At 49.4% G+C, this 24,351-nt stretch carries 14 protein-coding genes; 10 read left to right on the forward strand and 4 right to left on the reverse strand.

The genetic code is table 11. The features are described from left to right. Positions 1-2 precede the first annotated feature (2 nt). The 7 genes from NQ502_RS17660 to NQ502_RS17690 all read left to right on the forward strand — a co-directional run bounded on the left by NQ502_RS17660 (position 3) and on the right by NQ502_RS17690 (position 16,160). Positions 3-11,138, forward strand: a complete 11,136-nt coding sequence (locus tag NQ502_RS17660) for a hypothetical protein (RefSeq protein ID WP_028528765.1) — start codon at positions 3-5, stop codon at positions 11,136-11,138. Positions 11,139-11,160: 22 nt separating this feature from the next. Further along, on the forward strand, positions 11,161-11,826 hold the full coding sequence (locus NQ502_RS17665) for a type IV pilus modification PilV family protein (RefSeq protein WP_148511926.1): 666 nt from the start codon (positions 11,161-11,163) through the stop codon (positions 11,824-11,826). A 12-nt stretch (positions 11,827-11,838) separates the two neighbouring features. Then, a complete protein-coding gene (locus tag NQ502_RS17670) occupies positions 11,839-12,249 on the forward strand; it encodes a hypothetical protein (protein WP_028528767.1) in 411 nt (136 codons plus the stop codon). A 2-nt stretch (positions 12,250-12,251) separates the two neighbouring features. Continuing rightward, positions 12,252-13,508 (forward strand): prepilin-type N-terminal cleavage/methylation domain-containing protein, encoded by a 1,257-nt coding sequence (locus tag NQ502_RS17675; RefSeq protein WP_028528768.1) that lies wholly within the window; start codon positions 12,252-12,254, stop codon positions 13,506-13,508. A gap of 83 nt (positions 13,509-13,591) precedes the next feature. Then, positions 13,592-14,488: an RluA family pseudouridine synthase gene (locus NQ502_RS17680; RefSeq protein ID WP_028528769.1), complete on the forward strand. Its 897-nt coding sequence runs from the start codon at positions 13,592-13,594 to the stop codon at positions 14,486-14,488. A 182-nt stretch (positions 14,489-14,670) separates the two neighbouring features. Next, positions 14,671-15,798 (forward strand): tyrosine-type recombinase/integrase, encoded by a 1,128-nt coding sequence (locus tag NQ502_RS17685; RefSeq protein WP_028530329.1) that lies wholly within the window; start codon positions 14,671-14,673, stop codon positions 15,796-15,798. A 134-nt stretch (positions 15,799-15,932) separates the two neighbouring features. After that, positions 15,933-16,160, forward strand: coding sequence for a hypothetical protein (locus tag NQ502_RS17690; protein WP_148511928.1), 228 nt, complete (start codon positions 15,933-15,935; stop codon positions 16,158-16,160). 39 nt (positions 16,161-16,199) lie between these two features. Here NQ502_RS17690 and NQ502_RS17695 read toward each other — a convergent pair whose 3' ends face one another. Next, complete coding sequence (locus tag NQ502_RS17695) at positions 16,200-17,537, reverse strand: M18 family aminopeptidase (protein WP_028528838.1); 1,338 nt, start codon at positions 17,535-17,537, stop codon at positions 16,200-16,202. A gap of 282 nt (positions 17,538-17,819) precedes the next feature. On the opposite strand from NQ502_RS17695, the gene NQ502_RS17700 reads away from it, so the two are divergent. After that, positions 17,820-19,160, forward strand: a complete 1,341-nt coding sequence (locus NQ502_RS17700; protein WP_028528839.1) for a CHAD domain-containing protein — start codon at positions 17,820-17,822, stop codon at positions 19,158-19,160. A 100-nt stretch (positions 19,161-19,260) separates the two neighbouring features. Here NQ502_RS17700 and NQ502_RS17705 read toward each other — a convergent pair whose 3' ends face one another. Together NQ502_RS17705 and NQ502_RS17710 are read right to left on the reverse strand one after the other, a co-directional pair. Further along, positions 19,261-20,628 (reverse strand): sensor histidine kinase, encoded by a 1,368-nt coding sequence (locus NQ502_RS17705; protein WP_028528840.1) that lies wholly within the window; start codon positions 20,626-20,628, stop codon positions 19,261-19,263. After that, positions 20,625-21,359, reverse strand: a complete 735-nt coding sequence (locus tag NQ502_RS17710) for a LytR/AlgR family response regulator transcription factor (RefSeq protein ID WP_028528841.1) — start codon at positions 21,357-21,359, stop codon at positions 20,625-20,627. The genes NQ502_RS17705 and NQ502_RS17710 overlap by 4 nt, the downstream gene beginning before the upstream one ends. Positions 21,360-21,520: 161 nt before the next feature. On the opposite strand from NQ502_RS17710, the gene NQ502_RS17715 reads away from it, so the two are divergent. Together NQ502_RS17715 and xerD are read left to right on the forward strand one after the other, a co-directional pair. Continuing rightward, the gene (locus NQ502_RS17715; RefSeq protein ID WP_028528842.1) at positions 21,521-22,105 is read left to right on the forward strand and encodes a stage II sporulation protein M; all 585 of its coding nucleotides are present in this window, start codon (positions 21,521-21,523) and stop codon (positions 22,103-22,105) included. Positions 22,106-22,307: 202 nt separating this feature from the next. After that, positions 22,308-23,192, forward strand: coding sequence for a site-specific tyrosine recombinase XerD (gene xerD, locus NQ502_RS17720; protein WP_028528843.1), 885 nt, complete (start codon positions 22,308-22,310; stop codon positions 23,190-23,192). A gap of 30 nt (positions 23,193-23,222) precedes the next feature. Here the strand turns inward: xerD and NQ502_RS17725 are convergent, their stop codons facing one another. Further along, on the reverse strand, positions 23,223-24,254 hold the full coding sequence (locus NQ502_RS17725; RefSeq protein ID WP_028528844.1) for a 3-deoxy-7-phosphoheptulonate synthase: 1,032 nt from the start codon (positions 24,252-24,254) through the stop codon (positions 23,223-23,225). Positions 24,255-24,351: the final 97 nt, after the last annotated feature.

Genomic DNA, 24,351 nt, shown 5'->3' on the forward strand with positions numbered 1-24,351 from the left:
GTATGAAAATGAGCGGTTACGGGAACAGGGAAAACAAAAAACATAATGGCGGCTTTACGATGGTCGAGGCGATCGTCGTGGTTGTGATCCTGCTGATCTTTACAGGATTTATGGCTGTCGGAGTGGTGAAGTGGATCGAGTGGACGAATTTCAAGCAGCAGAATGAGTACGCCCAGACCCTGTTTTCGGCTGCGCAGAATCAGCTGACGGAGTACAGTGAGAGCGGTCAGCTGACCGGGCTGCAGAAGGCAATGTCTGATAACAAGGGGAATTACCTGAATCCGCTGGATGTCACACAGCTGACCGCACCGGATGGTAATCCGTATACGCTCTCTGGTATCTGGCCGGAAAGTGATAAAGACAGCACACGTCCGGAGGCAGCACGTTATCAGGGACAGATCTGTTATCTGATCGGGACAACAAGGGATTACCAGAAGTACCTGAGTTATCAGAACGGTGAGTTGGATGAAGAGGCAGATGGACAGTTGGAGCCTGAGATCAAGGCGCTGTATGATATGCTGCTTCCGTATCTCTACGATCCGGCGATTTTGAATGCCACTGTCTGCGTGGAGTTCACACCGGAAGACGGTCAGGTATTTGCCGTTCTCTACAGTGACAAAGCAGAGGATTTTACTCACGATGAAACAAAGGAAGGAGATGGAACTGTTTCAATCTCCAACAGGGAGAGTAAATACAGAAAAGCCCGCATGGTGGGGTATTACGGGGTGGACACCCTGTCAAAGGCCACGAGTCCGAAAGCGCAGAAGCCGTCCATCAATGAGGTCAAATTGAACAACGAGGAGACACTGAATCTGTCCTTCCGGCTGACGAAGGTGCAGACAGCGACTCAGGAGCTGACGTATGAGATTAAGATCTATGACAGGAGCTCAAAGCGGGAACTGCTGGTCATCACACTGGACGGAAGTAAACTGAAAAATACATTATTCCGCGATAAAATACCCTGCAGTGTGACGCGTCTGAACTATGATGCGGACGGGAAGAATCCCACATCCCAGAAGCTGGGGGAATTCCCCGTGCTGGCATGGGTGGAGACTGACCGGACGGTACGCGTGGTTCTCGATGCAGTGGACCTGACCGCTACCAGCGCGCAGTACTATGAAGATTATCCGGAACTTGTGAAAACGGAAGAGAGCGCCGGGGTTGGCATACTCAGACCCAAACTTTCCGGTACTTACAGTTTTCACAGATTCGGTTTAAACACGGATGACATTTACTGTACGGTTCAGGGAAGAGGCACTTACTATAAGACAACGGCGAAGAAGCAGAGCAACAGCGAACATACATATTTTGGTTCTGCCAGATATTCGGAATCGGGAGGCGAGACGTCCGCGGTTTATACGGTTTCAAACGCCCGCCATCTGTCAAACATCCGTTATCTGGAGGATTACACGGAGGAGCAGAGGGAAAAAACAGGATATGAAGGGCTGAAGACGGCAGATCACGTGACGTACCAGCTGACTCAGAACATGGACTGGAGGGCGCTGATAGAAAATGGATGCCTTTTTGCAACCGATGCAGCAAAAGACGATTCCAATGAGGTGACGGAGGTAAAGACAGAATTCCCGTCTATCCGTCAGCTGCGCTCCAACGCGGTCTTTGAAGGGAATGAACGCAGGACGTATACGGTCAGCGGACTGTATATTACTGAGAAAGCAAACCAGAAAGCGTTTTTATATGGAACAGAAGAGTCGGCAGAAGGTCCTGCAGGCTTATTTGTGACGAATTACGGCACCCTGAGAAACTTTGCGCTCGATCGGATTACGGTGAACGGCGGTGAGAATGCCGGGGCGTTCTGCGGTATGAATGCGGGTACGCTGGAGAACCTTACCACGGCGGATTCCGATGCGAAAAAAAATCCGAGTACCATCACGGGTGAAAGCCAGGTCGGAGGAATCACAGGCGGACAGTCCTATGACGGGGAAGAGCAGATTCATTACAAAGGTCTGGTGAACCGCGCACAGGTGAAAGGTCATGTGTACGTCGGCGGGATCGTCGGCATGCTCAAGTCGGAGAACGCCGAAAAAACGGTACTTGTGGAGGAGTGCCGCAATTACGGACCGGTTGAGGGGGCAAAGAAAAGCGGGACCACCCGGGAACCGTCTTATATCGGCGGAATCGTCGGATACTGCAAAAATAGCACGGATACGGTTGAAGCACTGCAGATTAAAAAGTGTATCAGTTCGCCTCAGTATATAAATGATTCTATAGATGACATTCTTGGAGACAGGGAAAAACTGAACGAAAAGCTGACGGGAGTCTACGTAGGCGGAATCATCGGGTACAATGACAATGCCTCGGTACAGTACTGCAGTACGGAAAAAGAGGACGGCAGGGAAGGATATGTCTTCGGGCTTCGCTACGTGGGCGGAATCGTGGGCTATAGTGAGGGCTCGGCGAGCGGAATCGACGGCAGTACGGATTCCGGTACCAGCGGGATCAATGAAATCCATGTGATCGGCGATACGTACGTCGGCGGTGTCACCGGATGCAATGCGGCGATACAGGGGAAGATGGATGAAGACGGAATCGTGGTCCCTGATCCCATTCGTAAGCTGAGCAATAAGATTGAGAACTGGATCAACAGAGGCGTTGTTGTGGCAAGAGGCAGCTATGCCGGCGGAATTGCGGGCTATAACGCCGGGTGGATCTATAACTGCAACAGCGATGTGGACAGCACAGCGACCGCAGAGAATCTGACGAAGGCGGAATCCCTGAATGGAGATTACGCCGGGGGCATCGCGGGCTATAATAACGGAATCATCGGAAATACGAAACGGGATGCGGACGGGTCAAATCCGTCGGGAAGCAACGGCAGAATCCAGACGGTCTGCTATATTTCCGGAAATAATTATGTGGGAGGAATCGTCGGATATAACGATGTGGACGCGGTAGTCGAGGACTATGAAGTCGCCGGCGGCTATATAGGCGGAAGCGGTAGTTTTGTCGGAGGCTATGCCGGACTCAACGCATCGATCTCTCTGCTGATGGATGAAGAAAATGAAGGCCGTTTTCTGAACTCCAATCCGAACCAGGTGACGGGCGCGTACTGCATCGGCGGCACGATCGGCGGAAATATCGTAGCGGATAAGGGTCATGATATCGAGGCGGCGTTCCGCACCGATAACTTCCTTGGAGTTTTGAAAGCGGACGCATTTGCCGGCGGATTCATCGGATACAATCTGCTGATGCCGGGGGATACGGACAGAGAAAGCACAGGGGAACTGGTTGAATCCCTGGCAAAGGCACTGGAGGAGACAGAGTCAGTGCAGGACGCCGCGAAGGTTTTGGCTGAGCGTACAGCAGGGGCGGGGCAAAGCGAAAGCACTTTATACATTCAGGGACTGGATGCGGAAAATGCCGCGCAGAGCAAATTTGGGGGCATCACGGCACAGATCCATGTGGGCGGTGTCGTCGGATACAACGATGATGATACCGGTCTTTACATCAAAGATGTCACGAACCTGACACCGGTTACGGCAGAAGCTGCCATGGAAAATGAAGATGAACAGCCCGGCAGGACGACATATACAGGGGATGGGTTTACGTATTCCTATGCCGGAGGCATCATCGGGCGCGCCGGCGAGCACGTAACGATCGATAACTGCAGTAACCGGGATGTCGGTGATGTGTCGTCCGTGGGGACGTATGTCGGCGGGCTCTGTGAGGTCAGCGAGGGTACAATCGTCAACTGCTCTGTATCGAGTATCGGAAGCGGAACCGCAGATTACGTCGGCGGTATCGCAGGGGTCAACAAAGCAGGCGGTGAAATTACAGACTGTTCCTTCGAGAACCGGACGGTGACCGGACGGAATTATGTCGGCGGATTTACGGCGGAGAACTTCGGTTCCATCGTTCATCCGTCTGTGAACGCTGCAGCTGTTACGGCATACGGTGCGGATGGGAATGTCGGAGGAATCACCGGCTATAACGATGAAAACGGTGCGGTCACGCTGGGGCAGGCGGTTGAAATATCTGTCAGTTCTGCGGGTGATAACGTCGGAGGAATCACCGGTTATAATAAGGGCATCCTGAGTGTCTCAGGCAGTGCCGAATCGGCAGGAATTGCAGGAAGTATTTCCGGTAATCAGCGTGTCGGCGGCGTCGTCGGATATCAGCAGGCGGACAGTCTCTCGGGTTTTTATAATGAGGCTTCGGTGACGGCATCAGGCGGAGACGCCGGAGGGATCGTCGGGAAGGCGGATAACAGTGAAGGGAAGATTGAAGGCTGTATCAACCAGGGAACTGTATCAGCGACGAAAAGCGGGAATGCCGGGGGGATGATCGGAAATAACCTCGGCAGTGTGTTAAACTGCGCCAATAACGGGAGCGTTTCGGCACCAAATGGAATCTGCGGCGGCGTGACGGGTGTGAACAGCGGTACGATTCAGTCGTGTGATGTCACACCGAAAAGCAGTCTGGATGGCTGGTGGGATACCATCTCCCGCTGGATCAGGGAACTGTTCAACGGACCGGACCGGCTGACATTTATCGGCAGACAGTATGCCGGAGGAATCTGCGGCAGCAATACCGGAGATATTTCAGCGTGTACGGTTACAAATCTGACGATTACCAATCTTGCATCCAGCAGGGGCAGTTCGCTCGGCGGAATTGCGGGAAAAAACACCGGATCAGTCAGCGGCTGCAATGTGGGAACCGGTAAGACGGCGCTCGTGTTGAAATCCAACGCATCCGACATCTTAGCCGGCGGGATCGCGGGCAGCAACAGCGGAACGATCGAAGGGACTAAGAAAGCGTACAGCACGGTCTATGCACAGCTCGGATTCGTGCAGACGGACATGGCGTACTATGGAAATCTGGGAGGTATCGCGGGCAGTAATACGGGGACGATCAGGTATTGTGAGTTTAACGGAGACGTACAGGGGACAGCAAATAATCCGCAGAATGCACCGGAATACAATCCGAACACGGACTTCGAGACGAACGGTTCCGTGATCTACGGGTACGGCGGGATCGCCGGTGTGAACGGCGATTCCGGAAAAGAAAGCGAAGGAACCATCGAAAACTGTAAAGTCAATGCAGCAAAGATCACCGGAATGGGCGATCCGAATAATGTTGCAAATATCGGCGGTGCAGCCGGCGTGAATGGCTTGGGCGCACAGATTTCTTATGTAACATTTGGAACAGATAAGCGGTATGATGTCAGCTTTGGCGGTGAGGCAAAGGAGACTGCCGTTAAAAATGCCAAAGGCAGCGTCTATGTGGGCACCGGAAACAGTACCACGGCATATGGTCACACGGGTGGTGTGGCGGGCTTCAACAGCGGCAGTATATCAGACATCTGTCATGAAGGTTCTGACCGTGCATACGGCGAGGCGCCTGTCGATGAGATGAGGGTGATCGTGGAAAATTACCGGGGGCATGTCGGCGGCATCGTCGGATACAACCGGAAGACGGGAAGTGTGCAGAGAGCGGCGACCGGAAGCGCGTGGGCAGTCTATGCACCTCAGAGCGCTCAGGACAACGGGTGCGGCGGTATCGTCGGATACAGCGCCTCCAGGGAGGACATGCTGGCGTGCATCAACCGTGCGACGGTGGAGAAATCCGCCGCAAAATCAAATGCGGTCGGCGGAATGGTTGGCCGTATGGAGTGTGCGGACAGCACGACATGGAGAATCAAAGACTGTGTCAATTACGGTAAAATCCGTGCATTGAACCGTGTGGGTGGTATGATCGGCGTGTGGAAATATTATGGCGGGACGATCTCTGACTGTATCAACTACGGGGAAATATACAGCACCAGTAACGAGGGAGCTGCAGGCATGGTCGGCATGCTTTATCAGGTGAGGACGACCGCAGCGCAGATCGTGCGGTGTGAGAATCATGGAACCATCCGGGGGACTTCATATGCGGGCGGAATTGCAGGACGGGTGAATTCTGCAGCTCTTGTGCAGCTTCGGAACTGTGTCAATACAGGCCTGATTCAGCCGGGGGATTCCAACGGCGGGATTGTAGGTGAGCTCGAAGGAATCCAAAGAGGTTCTTACATTACCGCGTGCAATAATTACGGCTATGCAATAAACGGAACCAACATCGGAGGGATTATTGCCTCAAATTATTCGAATTTTTCAAATTTAAGAGTGACACAGTGCTTCGGTATTGGAGAAACAAAATATCCCGTTTCCCTGAATGGGAAACTGAATGCTAATTATTACCTGACAGAGTCAGGAACGTACTTGAATCAAACGTTTTACGATGCTGACGGCAAGGTGACCAAAGAAGCGCCGAATGCCTTTTATGTCACGAAGCTGGATACGCCGGGAATCGACACACCGGCGGGCGCGGTAAGAATTCTTTATCAAAAACCGGAACAAAATGGAAGCAGCGGGCGTGCATATTACAGGAATTCAAATAATACTGACACATTTACGTATGAATTTACATTCAGCACGGCAATTGACCTGCGCAGTATCGATCTGTACTGGAACCGCGATAAAGACGAGCGCATGATGGAATATAAGGTCTACACCAGCGAACTGACCAGCGGCGAGACCTGGAATACCTTTACGGAGGAAGAACCTCTTAGAGAGCCCACGGACTCCGGTGTCGGAAAAGAAGTGGTATCCGGGGCAGCGAATATGGTCAGAAGAGTTAAAATTGAGGTGACGAAAGCTTACAACAATCAGGGGAAAGCAGCAAACATCTGTCTGATCACGGCGAACTTTAATGGTACAGTATTTGGCTTTGACTATTCAGGAGAAAACGGCTATGCAGTCAAATCGGATGACGGCCTGACGTACGGACCTTATAAAGACAGCGGGGAACTGAAAGCAAATCGTGGAAACAGTGACAGCTATTGGACGCTGTCAGGGCTTCCATTTGAAACTTATGCCATTTATACAAGTAATGAGAGTGAGTATGAAAGCGGGACCGGACTAAATGTGACACGGTTAGGTTCAGGCGGTTATCAGCTGACTGCCGGCGAAGGCGCAGATCAGATTACCGTTGGGATTCCGGGGTTTTCTTTGAATCCGCTCAGGGAATTCAGAAACAGCAACAAAGTAACCAGTGATACCTCACTGGCAGCGATGGGAAGCGGAGCAGATAATATCCGGTATCAGGTGTTTGAGGCGGATAACGATTACTTTAATGCCGAGGCAGTAAGCGGCCAGCTGACCCTTGGTACTCCAGCGGTCACGAGCATTGAGGACAGCGGCAATGCCGCTTATAAGGCGGTATGGACGGAGGTGAAGAACGCTTCGTTTTACCGGTATGAGGCCGAGTATCGCGATGCCCGGGGCCGGGTACTGGAGACGAGGACGGACACCGTATATGACTGTGAAACATTGCTTCCAGTTTCGGATATCAATGGAACAGCTGTGGAGGAGATCAGATTCAGCGTATGGGCGGGAGCAAAAACTCTTGATGAAAATGGAGATATCATTGACGTCTGGTCTTCAGTCCCCGGCGAAAAGACCGTGAAGATTTCACCGATCCTGCCGTCACCGCAGTATCATCTGGAACTTGTCCGGAATGGGGAGACGCTGACGTATCAGATCTTCCTGGACAACAGGGATGAATATCTGGAATTTCTGAAAAAACAGGGAAAGACGGAAGAGGTTCTTGGAAACATCGAGATCAATGTCAACTGCGGCGGCAGTGTGGTTGAATTTACTGCACAGGCTGCAAAATCAGAATCTTATTTCAGCGGAAACGATACAAATACGATGTTCACGGCACAGGCGACGTCGGCTGATCTGACCTTTACCGGTTCGGCGAAGGTCATGAGAGAATCACAGGCGCCTGTTTCAACAACGTATACGGCTGACGATACCAATATAGCATCCCTGGCGATGAAACCGGATACCGATTCGATAGGTTTCAGGGGCATCACCCCGGATACCCTGAGTTATCAGCTGAAGATTGGCTATACAAGCTTCATTGTCTACATGCGCTCAGAGATGGTGGCGGATGATGTGGAGCTGGGGGTTCCGGTGGTATTATCGACATCACAGCTGAGAACTTCAGACACTACGGACAAAGCAGTGGCGACTTCACTGAGTTCGCTTCCGAGAGAAATCCTGGAGGAATCCTGCTATCAGAATCTGATGGTGCGCAGCTATCCTGCGCTGATGTCAAATAACGTCGTCTATACAGGACACGCGGTGGACTTGTCGGAAATCAAAGAGGCGGACGCGCTTGGAGTTGAGAAGACAGAACTCACGGAGCTGTATGTGACGGAGGGTCACGGAGTTACAACGGATGTGACAGACACGAAGCTGATCAGCCAAAATGGGGCGGGAGGAAAGACGCTTGCCGGAGGATATGCGATCGAACTGGCGTCGGACGGGACATATACGATATATTATAATGCGCTGCTGGAGTACAATGCCTATACGGGTAACGATTATTCCGTAACGGGCAGTCAGAGCAAGGCAACTCAGGTCTTCTACTATCGGCTGACAGAAGAGCGGACGCTGGCAGAGAAGCCGGTGATCCGCGTGAATGATGCCGGCAGAGACGGCACGGACGGCGACCCGAATGAAGACACCATGGTGATCACCTGGGATCTGAATCACGAGGGATATGCGGGAGAGGACAACCGGATTCATTATAAGGAGGGCGCCGTGTATGACTACGTCATCACCGGATTTACGCCGGACGGTACGTCCGTTCAGATTGATGCGGGATCATATACGACGAAGAAGGACGAGGAAAACAGCCTCACATATGACACGACTTCCTGGAATTATCAGAATGTGGCAGTCAGCATCAGCCGGCACGGTGAAGAGAACGCAAAGGGAATGACGACGGTATTTCCGTCAATCAACACAGCAGAGTATAAGCTGAAGACGCGCCTGACACAGATTCCGAAACCGGTGGTCTCCCTGCACCGCGATGAAGACGGTAAGGTGGAAAAGAATACGCTCGTCTATGACGTGACGTGGGATAGCGTGCCGCCGGAAGAGCGCAGTGAACTTGACGCTTATGAGATTACGGCTGAGCGCTCCGCAGGTGATACGGCAGCAGTCTTCGCGTATGAGGAGCAGCAAGCGTTTACAAAGGCGTTGGATAACGCAAAAGCGCTGTATGCCGGTAGAGCCTCCGAACAGGAAGTACTGGGGGACAACAGCATCCGCTATACATGGAAAGAGGCAGACGGAACGGGACATGTCACGAAAACCATGGTTCTCAGCTGGATGGAGGACGCGGATCACTCTCATTATGAGATCACAAAAGAGCTGACAGGCGTATGGATATTTGCCGCCCCGCCGGATGCCGGGAACAGTGTGACACAGACAATTGACCTGAATGATTATGAGCGCGGCGAGGTCATCGATATCTCGGTGAAAGCGATTGCAGCGGAAGATGCCCGGACATACCGCAGCGGCGTCAAAGGCGTAGTCAGGGAAATGACGCTGCCAAGCCGTCTGGATGTGCCGGATGTCACGGAACTCACGAGCAGTCCGGTCTATTATACGCAGAATGATCCAAATCTTCCGGAGGGAGAAAATTCTTTCATCACACGGGATGAGCTGACCAGCAGCGGAATCAGCCTGATTCTGAATGCGACCAATGTGGGCCAGGTACTGCAGGGGAAATATGAATTTGCCGCGGCAGTTTACGGAGAAAAAGGCGATGAACAGGATACACAGACGGTGAGAGCGGGCGATGGAGAAGCCGGTCAGGAAGGCTACTGGAACAGCGGCGCGCTTGCGACCCTGGTGTCCAAGGCTTCGGTGACGTCAATGGATGGAAACTTTAACAGCTCTAATTACGTGATGAAAAATATATCGGCTGAGTATGCCGGAAAATGGCTGAAGATTGCAATGAGGAGCATCTCTGACAGCAATGTCAGTTCCCTGTGGTCGGATGAAGACGACGTGACGGAGGCTACGGTGAATTATCAGTGGCTGCGGATACCGAGAGTACAGGTCACCCTGCCGGAACTGACGGAGAGCCGGACAACATTGTTTTACCTGGACGGAGAGTGGAAGAGAGATCCGAATCAGTCAGAAGGGGAGATCGATGATCTTCCGGTCACACAGACCAGCCTGATATTTGACAGCCAGGATTATGCTGACGGTTACCGCATTCAGATGATACAGTCTGCAAAAGGCGAAGACAAACTGGACCCGGATAAGCTGTACAGTATCTATGACACAAATTGGCTCTGGCTCGAGAAATGCGGGGAAGGTGAATACCATGTATTCTATCAGTCTACCGAACCGGAATTTGACGCGGGTGAATACGAAGACACTGATAATCCGGTATGCAGCGCAGACGAAACGGCGGCATACCTCGGCACCATCACACAGGAGCATCCGTTTGTGGCGCTCCCCTACACGGGGCTGGCGCAGGAAGGTCCCGAGGACACGGCGCCGGTTGTGAACACGGCATCCTGTATCATGATGAAGGATGCAGGATTTGAGCTGGTGCTGCCGGATGCAGAGGTGATCAATACCGGAAATGATGCGTATTCGGAGGAGAATTATCTGTTCACGGGTCAGACTTCGGTGCAGGCGTATCTCTATAAAGAAAACCTGGAATACAGGGAAACTTCGGCGATCTCAAACTGGTATCGCGGCAGAACGACAGAAAATGTGATGTTTACCGATGTGACAGAGCTGCAGTCGTATGGCAGTGCCCCCTCCCTGTCAGTTGAAATGGCAGCGTCAGCGCTGCCGGATAAGGCATATGAGATCACATCCCGCACCAGGAGATGGCTTGTCTATCAGCTTGCGGTGACGGACAGTGAAGATAATCTGTATGTAAAGAGATACCTGAGCGCGTACGGAGAGGGGACGAGTGATATTACGACGCGTCTGCTGCTGCCGGAAGAATTCGCACAGTTTGCAGGAAGGAATCTGAGGGTCCGCATTGCATCCATTGATGGGGCGGGCGGTAACCTCAGTGAGTGGACGGAATGGATGGATCTTATCATTCCGCCTGCAGCCGAGAAGCAGGTTCCGACGGAGGAGACCGGGGCGGATCAGAAATCGGCTCAGGTTGAACCGGCGGAAGATACTGCGGCAGAAGATCGTACCGGATGGGCGAATGAGAACGAGGATATCGTGACAGAGCATGAGACAGAGTCCCACAGGGAAACAGAAATAATCGAACCGGTCATTGCAGAAGAAGATGAAATGACTGACTAGAATGGAAAGGAGGATGCGGGCAGTGAAGAAAAAAACACTGACAAAAAAAGATGGTTCAGCACTCTTGGTTGCGATTATTATCATGGCCGTTGTGATGATGCTCAGTCTCGCGCTGATGCTCGTATCCTTCAATCTGTATGCCACTGCTTCAAGACAGCAGAACACGGCACAGTGCAAGGAACTGGCGCAGAGCCTGAGCAAGGAACTGAGAAGTGAGGTAACCATTCCGCCTTTTGATTCCTATGCCGACCAGAGAGCAGCGTATGAGGCAGGAAGATATCCAATTTGGTTTTACCTGAGGTATAATATATGGCAGAGCAGCTGGGTATCCTATGATGCAGAACTGCCAGGACAAACCGCAAAATTTGCACATCGGTATTTTAAGTTGACTCCTTCAGACTCTGCATCAGATGCGGCTCAGCTGATGGATAACATTTCTATTTTGATGTATTGGGAAGCAGAAGAGGGTGCAGATAAAACAGATACGGAACTGATTGTTCAGGTGAGCTGTGAAAAAGGGAAGCAAAAGAGCGTAATCACCACAACATATGTGCTGAATGTTGCGGAAAAACTGTATGAGGACGCACCAGCGGAGGATGAAGATCCATTTAACTCGGCAGTTAATCCAAAACGCAATACGATTAAGCCTGGCGAGATATGGAGCTGGGGCGAGGGCACTATGGAATAGCGGAGGAGCAGAATGAAAAACAGGATAATAATGCGCAGGAGATTAAACTGCAATAATTCCGGTTCAACAATGGTTGAAATTCTGGTTGCTTTCATGGTTGTGATGCTGCTGATCGTATTGTTCACGAAAGTGATCACTGTTTCAGGAAGTATTCTGATGAAATCGCACGGCAAAATTGAAGAAACGCAGACATTTAACGAGAATTACTACAAAGTATCATCGCAGAATGCACGTGATAAAGACCGATATCAGTCACTGGAATTTAATCTTGAGATAGACACTGAGGAAACGGATGATAAAAATAAAGCGGATATGGTCAGCCTGCCGCTGGAGTTTGCGTTGCTGCAGGTTTATGAAGATGCGGAAACAGGTCTCAAGATGTATTCATTTACGACCGAAGAAGAATCGTCTGTGGGAGAGTGATCATGAAACAGGAAAGACGGAGATGGAGATCGAAGCTGAAAAATAAAAGTGGTGTTACTCTGATTGAGCTGGTAGTGGCGTTTGCACTGCTGGGTCTGTTTATTGCGGTTTCCTGTCAGGTGATTTCTAACTCATTAAATGTCTATTATCATATTAAAGGTCTTACCTACGGACAGCAGGTGTCGGACACTCTTCTGGAAAAGATTTCCGGTGAGATAGAAGGGGCACATCCGAGTATTTTAGGCGTCAATGAGGATAAAACACTGAGAATTTATGAAAACGGTGCCGTAATTGAGCTTTATGACCGGACGCAAAGCCATATATGCATAACATCGTCTCATTCATATGATAAAATTCATAATCTGGACAGAAGTATAGAGAAGGAGACTGATCAGGAAAACTTATTAGTGATACATTATTATGCAGTCAATAGATATGAGGCGGTAAACTGGACATTTGACAAGAATTTCTACATGGGATATGAAATTGAGAAACTTACGTTCTCACAGGCTGATCCGGAAGGAATTGAGTATCCAAAAAATATCATAAAAATAGATTTAACGCTAACCTGCAAAAAATACGGAAGTTACCACTCTACCCGGTATGTGGAATGCTATAATTTTGTTTCGGATTCTGATTTTGATAAGATCTATGATGACAGTTCGCCTGAAAATCCTGAGGCGACACCCGATACAACGCCAGAAGTGACGCCGGATACAACACCTGAGATATCGCCGGAAGTAACATCAACACCGGAACCATGGAATAAGAAATTTTCAGACTACACGGATGATGAAAATGATCTGGTTCAGGCAATTCATAAGTATTTTAATGGCAGTTATCAGGAAATTCCGGTGAAGGTGGGGGTCGATGAGAGCGATAACAGAACATCAACAATATATGCCTGGATATCGGAGTCAGGTAAAAATTCATATGTTGCCATTTACCATGATGGAGTCGACATGGATAAACAAGAATTACAAACCTGGGGAGAATCACTTGCAGCGGTTGGTAATCATACAAAGGTAATAGGCATCAGCGGTCCTGTCATGGAAGATACTGATGATGGAAATCAACTGCTCGATGCACTCGGCGGTGATTTTGCCAAGAAATATAAAAAGCCGGAACTGTATTTTGATACTGAGCGAAAAAAACTAATGGCTGTGAAGTACGGCGATCATAAAGGAAACGAAGAGCAATGGGGATATTTCAACGGCTATACGGCTGAAGACGTCAGCAGAATAACCGGAAGCAGCTGACAGGAAAGATGATAGACAGGAAGATACCCTGAATATCATCTTTTTCCGTTGCTGCAAATAAATTCAGGGAAAGAGGTCACACGATGGAGAAAAAGCTCAGGGGAAGAGTCAGTGAAGAAGGCCTGCTGTATGATTTTCTGTCAGGAAATCTGGGGCTGACGAAACGTGAGATCAGCCAGGCAAAATTCCGCACGGATGGAGTCTGTGTGAACGGCAGACGGGCGAGGGTCACCGCCATGCTGCAAGCAGGAGACGTTGTGGAAGTTAAACTGGAAGAAGCAGAAACTCAGTCGGGCCATCTGGTTCCATATGCGGGCAAACCGGATATTCTGTATGAGGATGAGGACATTCTGCTGGTGAATAAACCGGCGGGAGTCGTGGTGCATCCTTCGCATGGTCATTATTCAGATTCCCTGGCAAACATGCTGGTGCAATACTTCATGGAAAAGGGCGAGCAGGTAAAGATACGTTCTGTCGGCAGACTGGACAAGGAGACATCCGGAATTGTCGTTTTTGCAAAAAATCAGGCGGCAGCCGGTCGACTGGCACGTCAGAGAGAGCTGGGTCAGTTCAAAAAGGAATACTTTGCGCTTGTCCATGGAGTGCCGGAACAACGAACAGGAAGCATCCGGACGGGTATTGCCGGGGTCCCCGGATCGTTGATGAAAATGATGGTTACAGAAACGGGAAAACATGCGGTAACACATTACGCGGTACAGGAAACGTTTGGGGGCTTTTCGGCTGTACGGGTCTTGCTTGAGACGGGGAGGACGCATCAGATCCGCGTCCACATGGCCTCCATAGGTCATGCGCTCCTGGGAGACAAGATTTATGGTGCGGAGTGCGGCGGGATAGAGCGCGCGGCTCTGCACGCGTACCGGGTTAAGCTGATGCAGCCGTTTTCCGGGGAGGAAATCCGTATAAAAGCGGAAATGCCGGAAGATATGAGGAAAAAGATGAATCAAAATGTCGCAAAATAATAAATTTTGTGAAATACAGATGATATATATAATAATATACAATGACTCAGCAAAAATATCAAGTTTTACTGGTAAATTATGGTAATACTTCCAAACATATGGTAAAAAACCGCGGTTTTATGGTATTTTCTAATAAGCCGTCAAATAAGCCGTCAACGATTTATGCAGAGGGGGAAAATACTATGGCAAAACGCGGGGAAAATATATATCTTAGGAAGGATGGCAGGTATGAAGGAAGATATGTGATCGGCAAAAAGAGTAATGGAAGAACTGCATTTGGATACGTATACGGAAGGAAGTATACGGATGTCAAACGTAAACTGGAACTTATGAAGGCCGGGTCATCGGTAAATCATACAATGGAAACTGCCTGGGTTGGAGACGGCAGTGTAGAAGTCTGGCTCAGAATATGGCTGGAGGAGATATTAAAACCGGAAATAAAAGCATCCAGCTATGCTGTATACCGGGGCATGGTTGAAAATCATATGATACCGGCTGTCGGAAAAGCAACGCTGTGTAAAGTCAATGCGGATACCATCCAGTATCTGTATGATATGATCAGGAGTAAAAAAGTATGTCAGGGTACGGCTCAGAATATATGCAAGCGATTTCGTGCAGCGCTTACGGCGGCATATGAGGCGCATTTCCTCACAGATGTTCCGAAGCTGCCATTTAAGAAAACTAAAAAAACGCAGAATTCTCCTGAATTCTTAAGTATTTCTGCGCAAGAGAAGCTTGAAGGCCAATTGGATCCCAGACATAACATAAAAGATTTTGCTGTGTTGTTTAGCCTTTATACAGGAGTGCGAATTGGGGAGTGCTGTGCCGTCAAATGGAAAAACATTCATTTTGAGGATTCTGAGCTGTTGATCACGCATACGCTTCAGCGTGTCCGCACATACAGCGGAAATTCCAAAACATGCCTGCAGTATTCTGAACCAAAGTCTCAATGCGCAGTCCGCAGGATACCATTGACAGGAACTCTGATGGAACTGCTGAAAGGGATGAGGCAGTCTGTCCACGGAACAGCGGAGGAATTTGTATTCCGCAGTCATGCTCATGTACTTGAGCCCCGCGCACTGCAGCATCATATAAAAAAACTGGCTGAGGCGTGCGGAATTGCCAACCTGCATTTTCATACGCTGCGTCACAGCTTTGCCACCAGATGTCTGGAAAATCATATTGATATAAAAACACTGGCTGAACTGATGGGACACAGCACGGCCAAATTCACACTCGACTGGTACGGGCATTCCACCAGTCAGCAGAAACGAAAATACATTGACCGTCTGGAACGGCTGACAGCCTGAATAAGCCGTCATAAGCCGTCATGTGTTTCGGGGTATCTTTGTGGTAAATATTGGAAAACCGGCAGTATTTCACAAAATTTATTATTTTACGAAAACGCATCGGTATCGCATGCCGCGGAAGGGGGAGAAAACAGGTGGCAGATCTTCTAAACGATATTTTTATAAACAGTGGGTTGGGATTTCTTTCTGACCTGAGGATGGAGACGGATAAGACCAGAATTTTGAATGCCATTTGCTCCTTAGAGGAAAAGGAATACACAGACCGGCAGTGGAGGGACGCCTATTCATATCTGACAGGCGAAATGCTGAGTGATACAGTGGCAGATCCCAAGGGGGAACTGCTGAAAAACTTAAAAAAATAGAGACAGCTCCGGGCGTATAAATCCCGGAGCTTCTTTCTATTATACAGGAGACTGACGCCGGTGATCATCCTGATGAACCACATAAACCCCGTCTGCTTCACAGGAGATACGCGTATGATAAAACGCTTCGGCGGCTGCAGACATAAAGCAGGTATCCCTGACGCCCCCCGTCTCGTACGGGGAGTGCATGGCAAGCTGAGCCAGTCCGATGTCCACGGTATTCACTGCAACCTGTGTATTGGAAATACTTCCGAGTGTGGAACCTCCTGCCATATCGGAACGGTTTGCGAAAATCTGATACGGAACTTTCGCGCGTTCACATATGGTGCGGAAGATCGCAGACGATACGCCGTCTGTCGTATATTTCTGATTGGCGCTGCATTTAATGACGATTCCGCGGTTTGGATAGACGCGGTTTTCCGGATCAGATTTGTCGGGATGATTCGGGTGCACAGCGTGAGCGTTGTCAGCGGACACCATGAAGCTGTTGGCGAGTCTGACACAGTAGTCCTCCTCATCCCCGCCCAGGGTACGGTTGATACGGCGAAGGACATCGCTTAGAAACGGGGAGGCGGCACCCTGCTTTGTAGAACTTCCCACCTCCTCATTGTCCAGAACAGTAAAAAGGCTGACGCAATCCGGATTGTCCGCACAAAGGAATCCCTTCAGCGACGCAAACGTGCACTGCAGATCATCTAGACGCGGTGCAGAGAGGAATTCTCCGTCGGAACCCCAGATGGTCCCGGCCATGCGGTTATACAGAAAGAGGTCGCTGCCTGCGATGGAAGCGCGGGAAACGCCCGCGGATTCGGCGATGATGTCCATCAGAGTGCCTTTGGCATTTTCGTCGCCGAACAGTGGGAGCAGATCTTTCTGTGCGTTGTATGTATAACCGGAATTGATTTCGCGGTTCATATGGATCGCAAGATTCGGGATCACAAGAAGATCACGGTCCACATTTACCAGCTTAGTGACAAGTCTGGTATCCTCTCTGACTAGAACGCGTCCGGCGACGGAAAGCGGACGGTCGAACCAGGGTGCAAAAAGCATGCCGCCGTAGACTTCCGTGTTCAGCTTCGTGTAGGCGCGGTCAACGACGATCTCGCCGTGTTCCTTGATCTTAAAGGCAGGTGAATCGCTGTGGCATGCGATGATCTGATAATTGGAAAACTCATGTTCCGGGATATAAAATGCGGCAACTGAGGAGCGGTTGCGCGTAACGTAATATTTTCCGGGAGCCAGAGTCCACTGCCCGCATTCAGAAAGCCTGTGAAATCCATTCTGGTCCAGTATATCTGTAATTGACTGTACCGCATGAAAAGTGCTGGGGCTTTGTGCGATAAATGTCAACAATTCTTTCGCGATTTTTCGTTCCATAACTACCTCCATGTACGTTGGTGCTGTGATTTTCGTCATTACCTAATTTAACACAGTTTACGCAATGTCTCAATAGCATGATGCCAGTGGCACTCGTTTAGCACCGACCGAAGCGGAGCAAAGATGTGGGAGCACATCGTGCGAAGCAATCCGTGGCATCAGTTGGGGACAAAATACCTTTTGACCCCAACATCATAGCATACGGATATCTGGGTATGCTATACTGTAGACAGAGAAAACATGTTGATTGAGTGGATGATTTTATAAAAAAGGAGAGCTGTCATGCAAAAAAGAGACCGTATACTGCTGTACAGACGTGATTATCTGAAAAACAGGAAGTCTGATGTCCGATTTACAGGGATTAAAAAGATGTGCAGCCTGTTCGGGAGCAATACTGCGGACAGAAAGAGAGGCGCCTGCCTGGCGGAGGAATTGTTCAGACAGAAAAATCCGTCTTTCGATAAATTTTCGAAGATTGCAAAAGCCGCTTATATGCTGAAAGACGTCGGTGCCTTTGTATTTGATGAAAAGTCCAGGGTTCTGGAGGGCGATATGATTCTGACACATCCGATCGCTGAACTTACCGGCAGGGAACAGCTGTATCTGGCAGAAGCGTTAAGTGCACTTCGGATTACAAAGGGAAAATATAAGTACAGATTCCTGGAAGATGAAAGAGACAGAGCCGTTGTCACGTGCATCGTAAAGGCTGTGCAGGATGCTGAACGAAGAACCGGCAAAGCGTCGAACCGGACAGCCGCCGACAATGTTCCCTGTCATATACAGGCGTTTATCCGAAAAGCTATTCACGAGTTAAAAGAGCTGACGGGACCGGAGACGGATTATGGAGATCCGGAGGTCATCCATGATATCAGGGTAGCATTCAGAAGACTGTATTCTGTCATGGATGTTTTTGCTGAGATGATCCGGCCGGAATGGATACAGAGATTTGGTGTGCTGCTGAAACGTGAGATCTCTTTGCTGGGAAAACTTCGGGACCTGGATGTACGGCAGGAGAAAATAACATATTTGCTGAAGAAGAACGGCAGAGTGCCGGAAGAAATCCCTGTTTACCGAAAGATGCTGGAAGTGTCCAGGGCGGAGGCGATCGAACGTGTGGAAGAGCACTGCCGGTCAGAAGAATTTCGGGATTTTCTTGAGTCACTGGAACGGTCGGCAGAGGAACCTGTCTGCCTGCCGATTCTGGTCAGGACAGGACAGGCCCGGCCGTTTCGGACGGAAGAGGTCAGACAGAGGTATCTTAGTAAATGCCGTGAGGAAATCGGCGCATACAGAGAATGGCTCGGCGGAATGTATGTTCCGGAACCCGTACTGCACAGGCTGCGCCTGTCTTTTAAGAGACTGCGGTATGTTCAGGAGTTTTTTGGAAAGTTTCCGGGGAGCGGAAGGGAAAAGACGGTATCTGACGGCAGGTGGTTTCAGGAGACACTCGGAGAACTGCACGATTATGCCGTGCTGAGAAATGATATTGCTGCGAAGATGCCGAAGGTGAGAAAGGTCGCAGACAGGCGTGAACTGACGGTTTTGAAGCAGCTGAGAACTTCTGCAGGAGAAGAGATGGATCAACTGTACCGCAGATTTATAAAGAGGTGGAATCACCGGTGACAGTTGACAATCTGTACTGATAAGGACTATTCTGCATACCCGTTGTATCCGATATAAGGCTAAGGAAAAACACACAGTGAGAATCCGGATCTGCAGATTCTCACTGTGTGTTTTCATGCAATGGTGCGAGTGCGATGCTGATCTGAAAGATGCTGTCATGGTAATCGACAGACATCTGTCCGTGATACTTGTCAGCAATCGACCGGATGCTCTTGAGGCCGATGGCACAGCCGCTGTGCTTCGTCGAGAAGAATACGTCTCCTGATTTCCGCGGGAGATGTAGATAACTGTTCTGAACGCTGAAGATATAGTAGTGCTCCACCCATTTACCGCGGACCCGGATAAAGGCATTCCCGGAGGAGACGGTGTCTTTTGCCGCGTCCAGCGCATTTTCCAGACAGTTCCCGATCATAATGCAGAGATCCGTGTTGTCGAACGGAATATTTTCATCCAGGCTGATACTGTGCTCGATACGGATCCCCGATTTTTCTGCCAGACCAAGGTAATAACTGATGGTTGCGTTGATAAAGGGATTGGCACAGTACGGGGAAGGTGCTGCCAGTACGTCCTGTGAGGCCAGCAGCTTCAAATATTCCCGTGCCAGTTCCGGTTCGCCGTCTTCCAGAAAGATTTGAATCGAATGCAGATGATGCTTCATATCGTGCCGGAGAACACGTGTCTGATTCAGAAGCTGATTCAGCGTGTCATACTGGACTGCCTGTATATCCATCTGGTTTTTAATGTTGGCGGTCGTCTGCTGCACCTGCTCTTTTCTCAGCATCTGAGCCAGAATCTGCAGTGACAGATAGATCAGCAGCATCTGGGAAAGGAAGATGAAGATGATAGCCAGAACCGTGATGGCATCGTCGAGCTCGGTCATTCCGAGACGAAGAGAAAACAGATAGTAAACGGCGCTGAAGATGATATCGATGATCGTAAGCGTCCTCCAGATGGCGGTGTCGGAAAGAGAATCTCTCAGCCATTTGAATTTCCTCATAATGTGAAACAGCGGGGGAAACGTCAACACTTCCATCAGAAGGACTACAAATATCATGGGTCCGTCATAGAGCAGTTCACTGCCTCTTCCGGAAAAATAGTGAAAAACGGAACCGAATGCATTTTTCAGAAGGCCGATGAAAAGTCCGTAGTTAAAGGCGAAGATGAAAATGAACCGCTTCACCCAGACATTGATCCGGCTTGTGAATATGAAATACATTCCGTAAAGAAAAACTTCCCCGAGAAAGATCAGATTCAGATAGAGGTATGCATTTTCTGTCTGATGTCTGTGAAAGGCAGCGGAGAACATTCCAAAAGCAGTGGTTGTGAGAAACAGCAGCAGGCCAAGTTGAAGAAAAAGCTTTCTCTTCGGTATGCAAAAGTGCTGCTCCATCAGGTAATAGCAGATCGCGGAGCAGGGGAGCAGCTGAATGAGAAGACCGGCAATCTGTTCAAAGAATACTGGTATCATAATTCCGGCCCCCATAACTGCTCGGTCAGAAAAGCAAAGTATGTTTTGCACAGTTCCCTGCGCTGTAATCGTGAGATCAGTACTGCCTGGCGGTTTTTCAGGATAAACTGGTTTCCGTCCAAATGGTCTATGTAGTGCATATTTAAAATATAGCTGCGGTTCGGGCGGATAAAGCAGTTCCGGTTCAGCTTATCCATCACGGAATCGAGGGTGCTGTATGTCTCGATCAGTCTGTCCGTACAGTGGACAGTGAGGATCCTGTTGTACACTTCGATATAGTTGATGGTCATCTGCGGAATCGTGATCTCCTGGCGCTTATGTGTCACGGTCAGCTGATAATTTTGAAACGAATGCTCCAGCACGGGATGATGCATGCAGCTGACCATTGCACTCGATATATCTTCGTAGCGGACGGGCTTCACCAGATAATAATTTGCCTGTACAGAATAACTGTCCACAGCAAATTCCCGGCTGGATGATATGAAGATCAGGCAGGCGCTGCAGCCGAGGCTGCGCAGTTCCCTGGCGGTTTCGATTCCATTCATCTGATTCATAAAGATATCAAGGAAGATCATATCCGCAGAATGGTCCTTCAGATACGTGATCAGGTCACTGCCGTCAGAAAATTCCAGAAAACGGACAGATTCTTTCTGGGTATCCATGTATTTGCTTAACAGACAGCGGATATTCGCTCTGTCCCTGACAGAATCGTCACATATCAGGATATTCATACAGTTCGCCTCACAATCCGGATTGATGTTTTTAAAGTGTATGGGGTCTATTCTACTTGAAAAAAGTGACGAAGTCAATCACGTTGTACCGCTAAAAATGTGTGATACAGGCATTCCCGGACGCATATGTTATATAAGGGGTACTCTAGGGAGGCGAAGCGATGAGAAGATTCAGATTAAAGCCGGATGTTCCCGTCCGGCTTTTTATATACCTGTATTTGGGGGCATTTTTACTTGGGATCCTGGCGGTGAATCAGCTGTGGAAAGTGGATGGATTCCGGGATTACGTGTCGGTCTATGCGGTGCTGGAACAATACAAGGTATCACACATTGATATGAAAAAATACGGGCTTTTTATGCTGAGAGAAAAGAGTCTGTTTGTGGGAGTCAGTATGCTGGCGGGAATTGCGGGGGCCGGCGAAATCCTGGCGGTTCTGGTGTCGCTGTGGCTGGGATTTCTGGCGGGCGGCCTCGCAGTACTGTTTCTGCTGCAGTCAGGCCTCAAGGGATTTTTATTCTGTATGGCGGGAATCCTCTCACAGCTGATCTTTTACATACCTGCGGTATTTGGCTTCCTGCTACTGATGGGAAAACACAAGCGGTCAGTCCAGGGATATCCGTCCGTCACGGCACAGGAGATCAGATGGCCGATTCTACTGTGTGTGATTTTCCTGTTCTGTATGGCGCTGGGAATTTTGATTGAGACCTATGTAAATTCCGTTTTATGGCTGAAAATCTTTACTTGAAGAAAAAAAATATTTTTTTTTAAAACTACATATGGTAAACATAATGCGGGTTTAGACGATATATAGTGCTTTTGTAAAAAAGTTGAAAAATCCGCGTAAATGAAAGAAAAATAGCATTTGATTTTCCTGTAAAACATGCTTATAATACTATTATATTTGAAGGGTGAATTGCTAAAAAAACGTAAGATAAGGATAATACTCAATGGTAGGCGCAATTCAAGAATTTATTGATTATCTGAATAATGTAAAGAAGACTTCCAGAAACACACAGGTGTCATATGAGCGTGATTTGAAGAAGATGGCACGATATCTGCAGACTCTCGATATAACGGAGATATCGCAGGTGACAGCAACGAATCTGAATACTTATATGCTGTATCTGGAACGGGAAAATTTTGCTCCCTCTACCGTATCACGAAGCGTGGCGGCGATGAGGGCTTTTTTTCAGTACCTGCTGAAAGAGCATATGGTTGAGACGGATCCGTCGGATGGATTGAAGCCGCCAAAGGTTGAGAAGAAAGCTCCCGAGGTATTGACCATAGAGGAGGTCGACCTGCTGCTGAAGCAGCCGTCAGACATGACGCCGAAGGGACTCAGGGACAAGGCAATGCTGGAACTCCTCTATGCAACAGGTATACGCGTCAGCGAGCTGGTGCATTTAAAACTATCGGATGTCAATATCCAGATGGGGTATATCACCTGTACGGAACATGATAAAGAGCGGATCATTCCATTCGGCAATGTTTCAAGAAAGGCGCTTGAGACGTATCTGAATGAGGCCAGAGGGGCGCTGATCGGGGTACAGGACTGCGGACTGCTGTTTACAAACTGTTCGGGAAAGCCGATGAGCAGACAGGGCTTCTGGAAAGTGCTGAAAGGCTATGCGAAATCCGCCAATATCACAACTGACATCACGCCCCATACGCTGCGTCATTCCTTTGCAACACATCTGATACAAAACGGTGCAGATCTGAAAAGTGTACAGGAGATGCTGGGACATGCCGATATCTCGTCAACGCAGATGTATCTGCATATGAATGTGAATAAAATCAGGGATGTATATACGAAAGCACATCCAAGGAAATAGAAAAAGACCCCGCGGGGTCTTTTCTGCATCTTAACATAATTCTGCGATCGTTTCGATCAGCCTCTCCGAATCTTCCCATCCGAGACATGGATCGGTTATGGATTTGCCATAGATATGATTCGGCCCGATCTTCTGACATCCTTCTTCGATGTAACTCTCGATCATAACTCCTTTTACAAAGTTACGGATATCACCGGACACGCTGCGGCTGTGCAGCACTTCCTTGACGATACGGATCTGCTCCATGAACTGCTTGTTGGAGTTGGAATGGTTCGCATCCACGATGGTAGCCATATTTTTCAGATCATGATCCTGATATTTTTCGAGCAGCAGCTGGAGATCCTCATAATGATAATTGGGGATTGCATTTCCATGTTTGTTGACGGCACCGCGCAGGATCGTATGCGCCAGGTCGTTGCCGTGGGTATGGGCTTCCCAGTTCCGGTAGATAAAGCTGTGACCGTGCTGTGCGGCATACACGGAATTCAGCATGACCGTGAAATCACCGCTCGTCGGGTTCTTCATGCCGGCAGGCACATCCATGCCGCTTGCGACGAGACGATGCTGCTGATTCTCAACCGAACGTGCGCCGATCGCCACATAGGACAGCAGATCATCAAGGTAGAGCCATGTTTCCGGATACAGCATCTCATCGGCTGAGGTGAGTCCCGTCTCTTTGATTGCGCGCATATGAAGTTTGCGCACGGTGATCAGCCCCTGCAGCAGATCAGGTTTTTTCTCGGGATCCGGCTGATGGACGATCCCCTTATAGCCCTCACCGGTGGTGCGCGGTTTGTTCGTGTAGATTCTGGGGATCAGGATCAGGCGGTCTGAGACGCGTTCCTGGACTTTTGCCAGCCGGCTGATGTATTCGCATACGGGGTCCTCATTGTCGGCGGAACAGGGGCCGATAATGACCAGGAATTTATCGGATACTCCGGTCAGAACATCGCGGATCATTGCATCGCGTTCTTTTTTCAATGCGATGATCTGCTCCGTGACCGGATACTCTTCTTTGATCTGTGACGGCGTCGGAAGTTTTTTCATCAATTCAATACTCATGATATTACCAAAGTCCTTTCTCATTCGAATGAAACCCGTGCGGAGTATTTCCCCTCCCCTGCGGGTTCCGCACTAAGTATAATACAATTCTTCCGGG

Source organism: Ruminococcus gauvreauii, from assembly GCF_025151995.1.
Lineage (GTDB): Bacteria > Bacillota > Clostridia > Lachnospirales > Lachnospiraceae > Ruminococcus_G > Ruminococcus_G gauvreauii.

Excerpts from the sequence above, each read along its gene's own strand:
- NQ502_RS17660 (WP_028528765.1), top strand. The coding sequence starts at position 3 with ATGAAAATGAGCGGTTACGGGAACAGGGAAAACAAAAAACATAATGGC.
- NQ502_RS17670 (WP_028528767.1), top strand. The coding sequence starts at position 11,839 with ATGAAAAACAGGATAATAATGCGCAGGAGATTAAACTGCAATAATTCC.
- NQ502_RS17675 (WP_028528768.1), top strand. The coding sequence starts at position 12,252 with ATGAAACAGGAAAGACGGAGATGGAGATCGAAGCTGAAAAATAAAAGT.
- NQ502_RS17680 (WP_028528769.1), top strand. The coding sequence starts at position 13,592 with ATGGAGAAAAAGCTCAGGGGAAGAGTCAGTGAAGAAGGCCTGCTGTAT.
- NQ502_RS17685 (WP_028530329.1), top strand. The coding sequence starts at position 14,671 with ATGGCAAAACGCGGGGAAAATATATATCTTAGGAAGGATGGCAGGTAT.
- NQ502_RS17695 (WP_028528838.1), bottom strand. The coding sequence starts at position 17,537 with ATGGAACGAAAAATCGCGAAAGAATTGTTGACATTTATCGCACAAAGC.
- NQ502_RS17700 (WP_028528839.1), top strand. The coding sequence starts at position 17,820 with ATGCAAAAAAGAGACCGTATACTGCTGTACAGACGTGATTATCTGAAA.
- NQ502_RS17705 (WP_028528840.1), bottom strand. The coding sequence starts at position 20,628 with ATGATACCAGTATTCTTTGAACAGATTGCCGGTCTTCTCATTCAGCTG.
- NQ502_RS17710 (WP_028528841.1), bottom strand. The coding sequence starts at position 21,359 with ATGAATATCCTGATATGTGACGATTCTGTCAGGGACAGAGCGAATATC.
- NQ502_RS17715 (WP_028528842.1), top strand. The coding sequence starts at position 21,521 with ATGAGAAGATTCAGATTAAAGCCGGATGTTCCCGTCCGGCTTTTTATA.
- xerD (WP_028528843.1), top strand. The coding sequence starts at position 22,308 with ATGGTAGGCGCAATTCAAGAATTTATTGATTATCTGAATAATGTAAAG.
- NQ502_RS17725 (WP_028528844.1), bottom strand. The coding sequence starts at position 24,254 with ATGAGTATTGAATTGATGAAAAAACTTCCGACGCCGTCACAGATCAAA.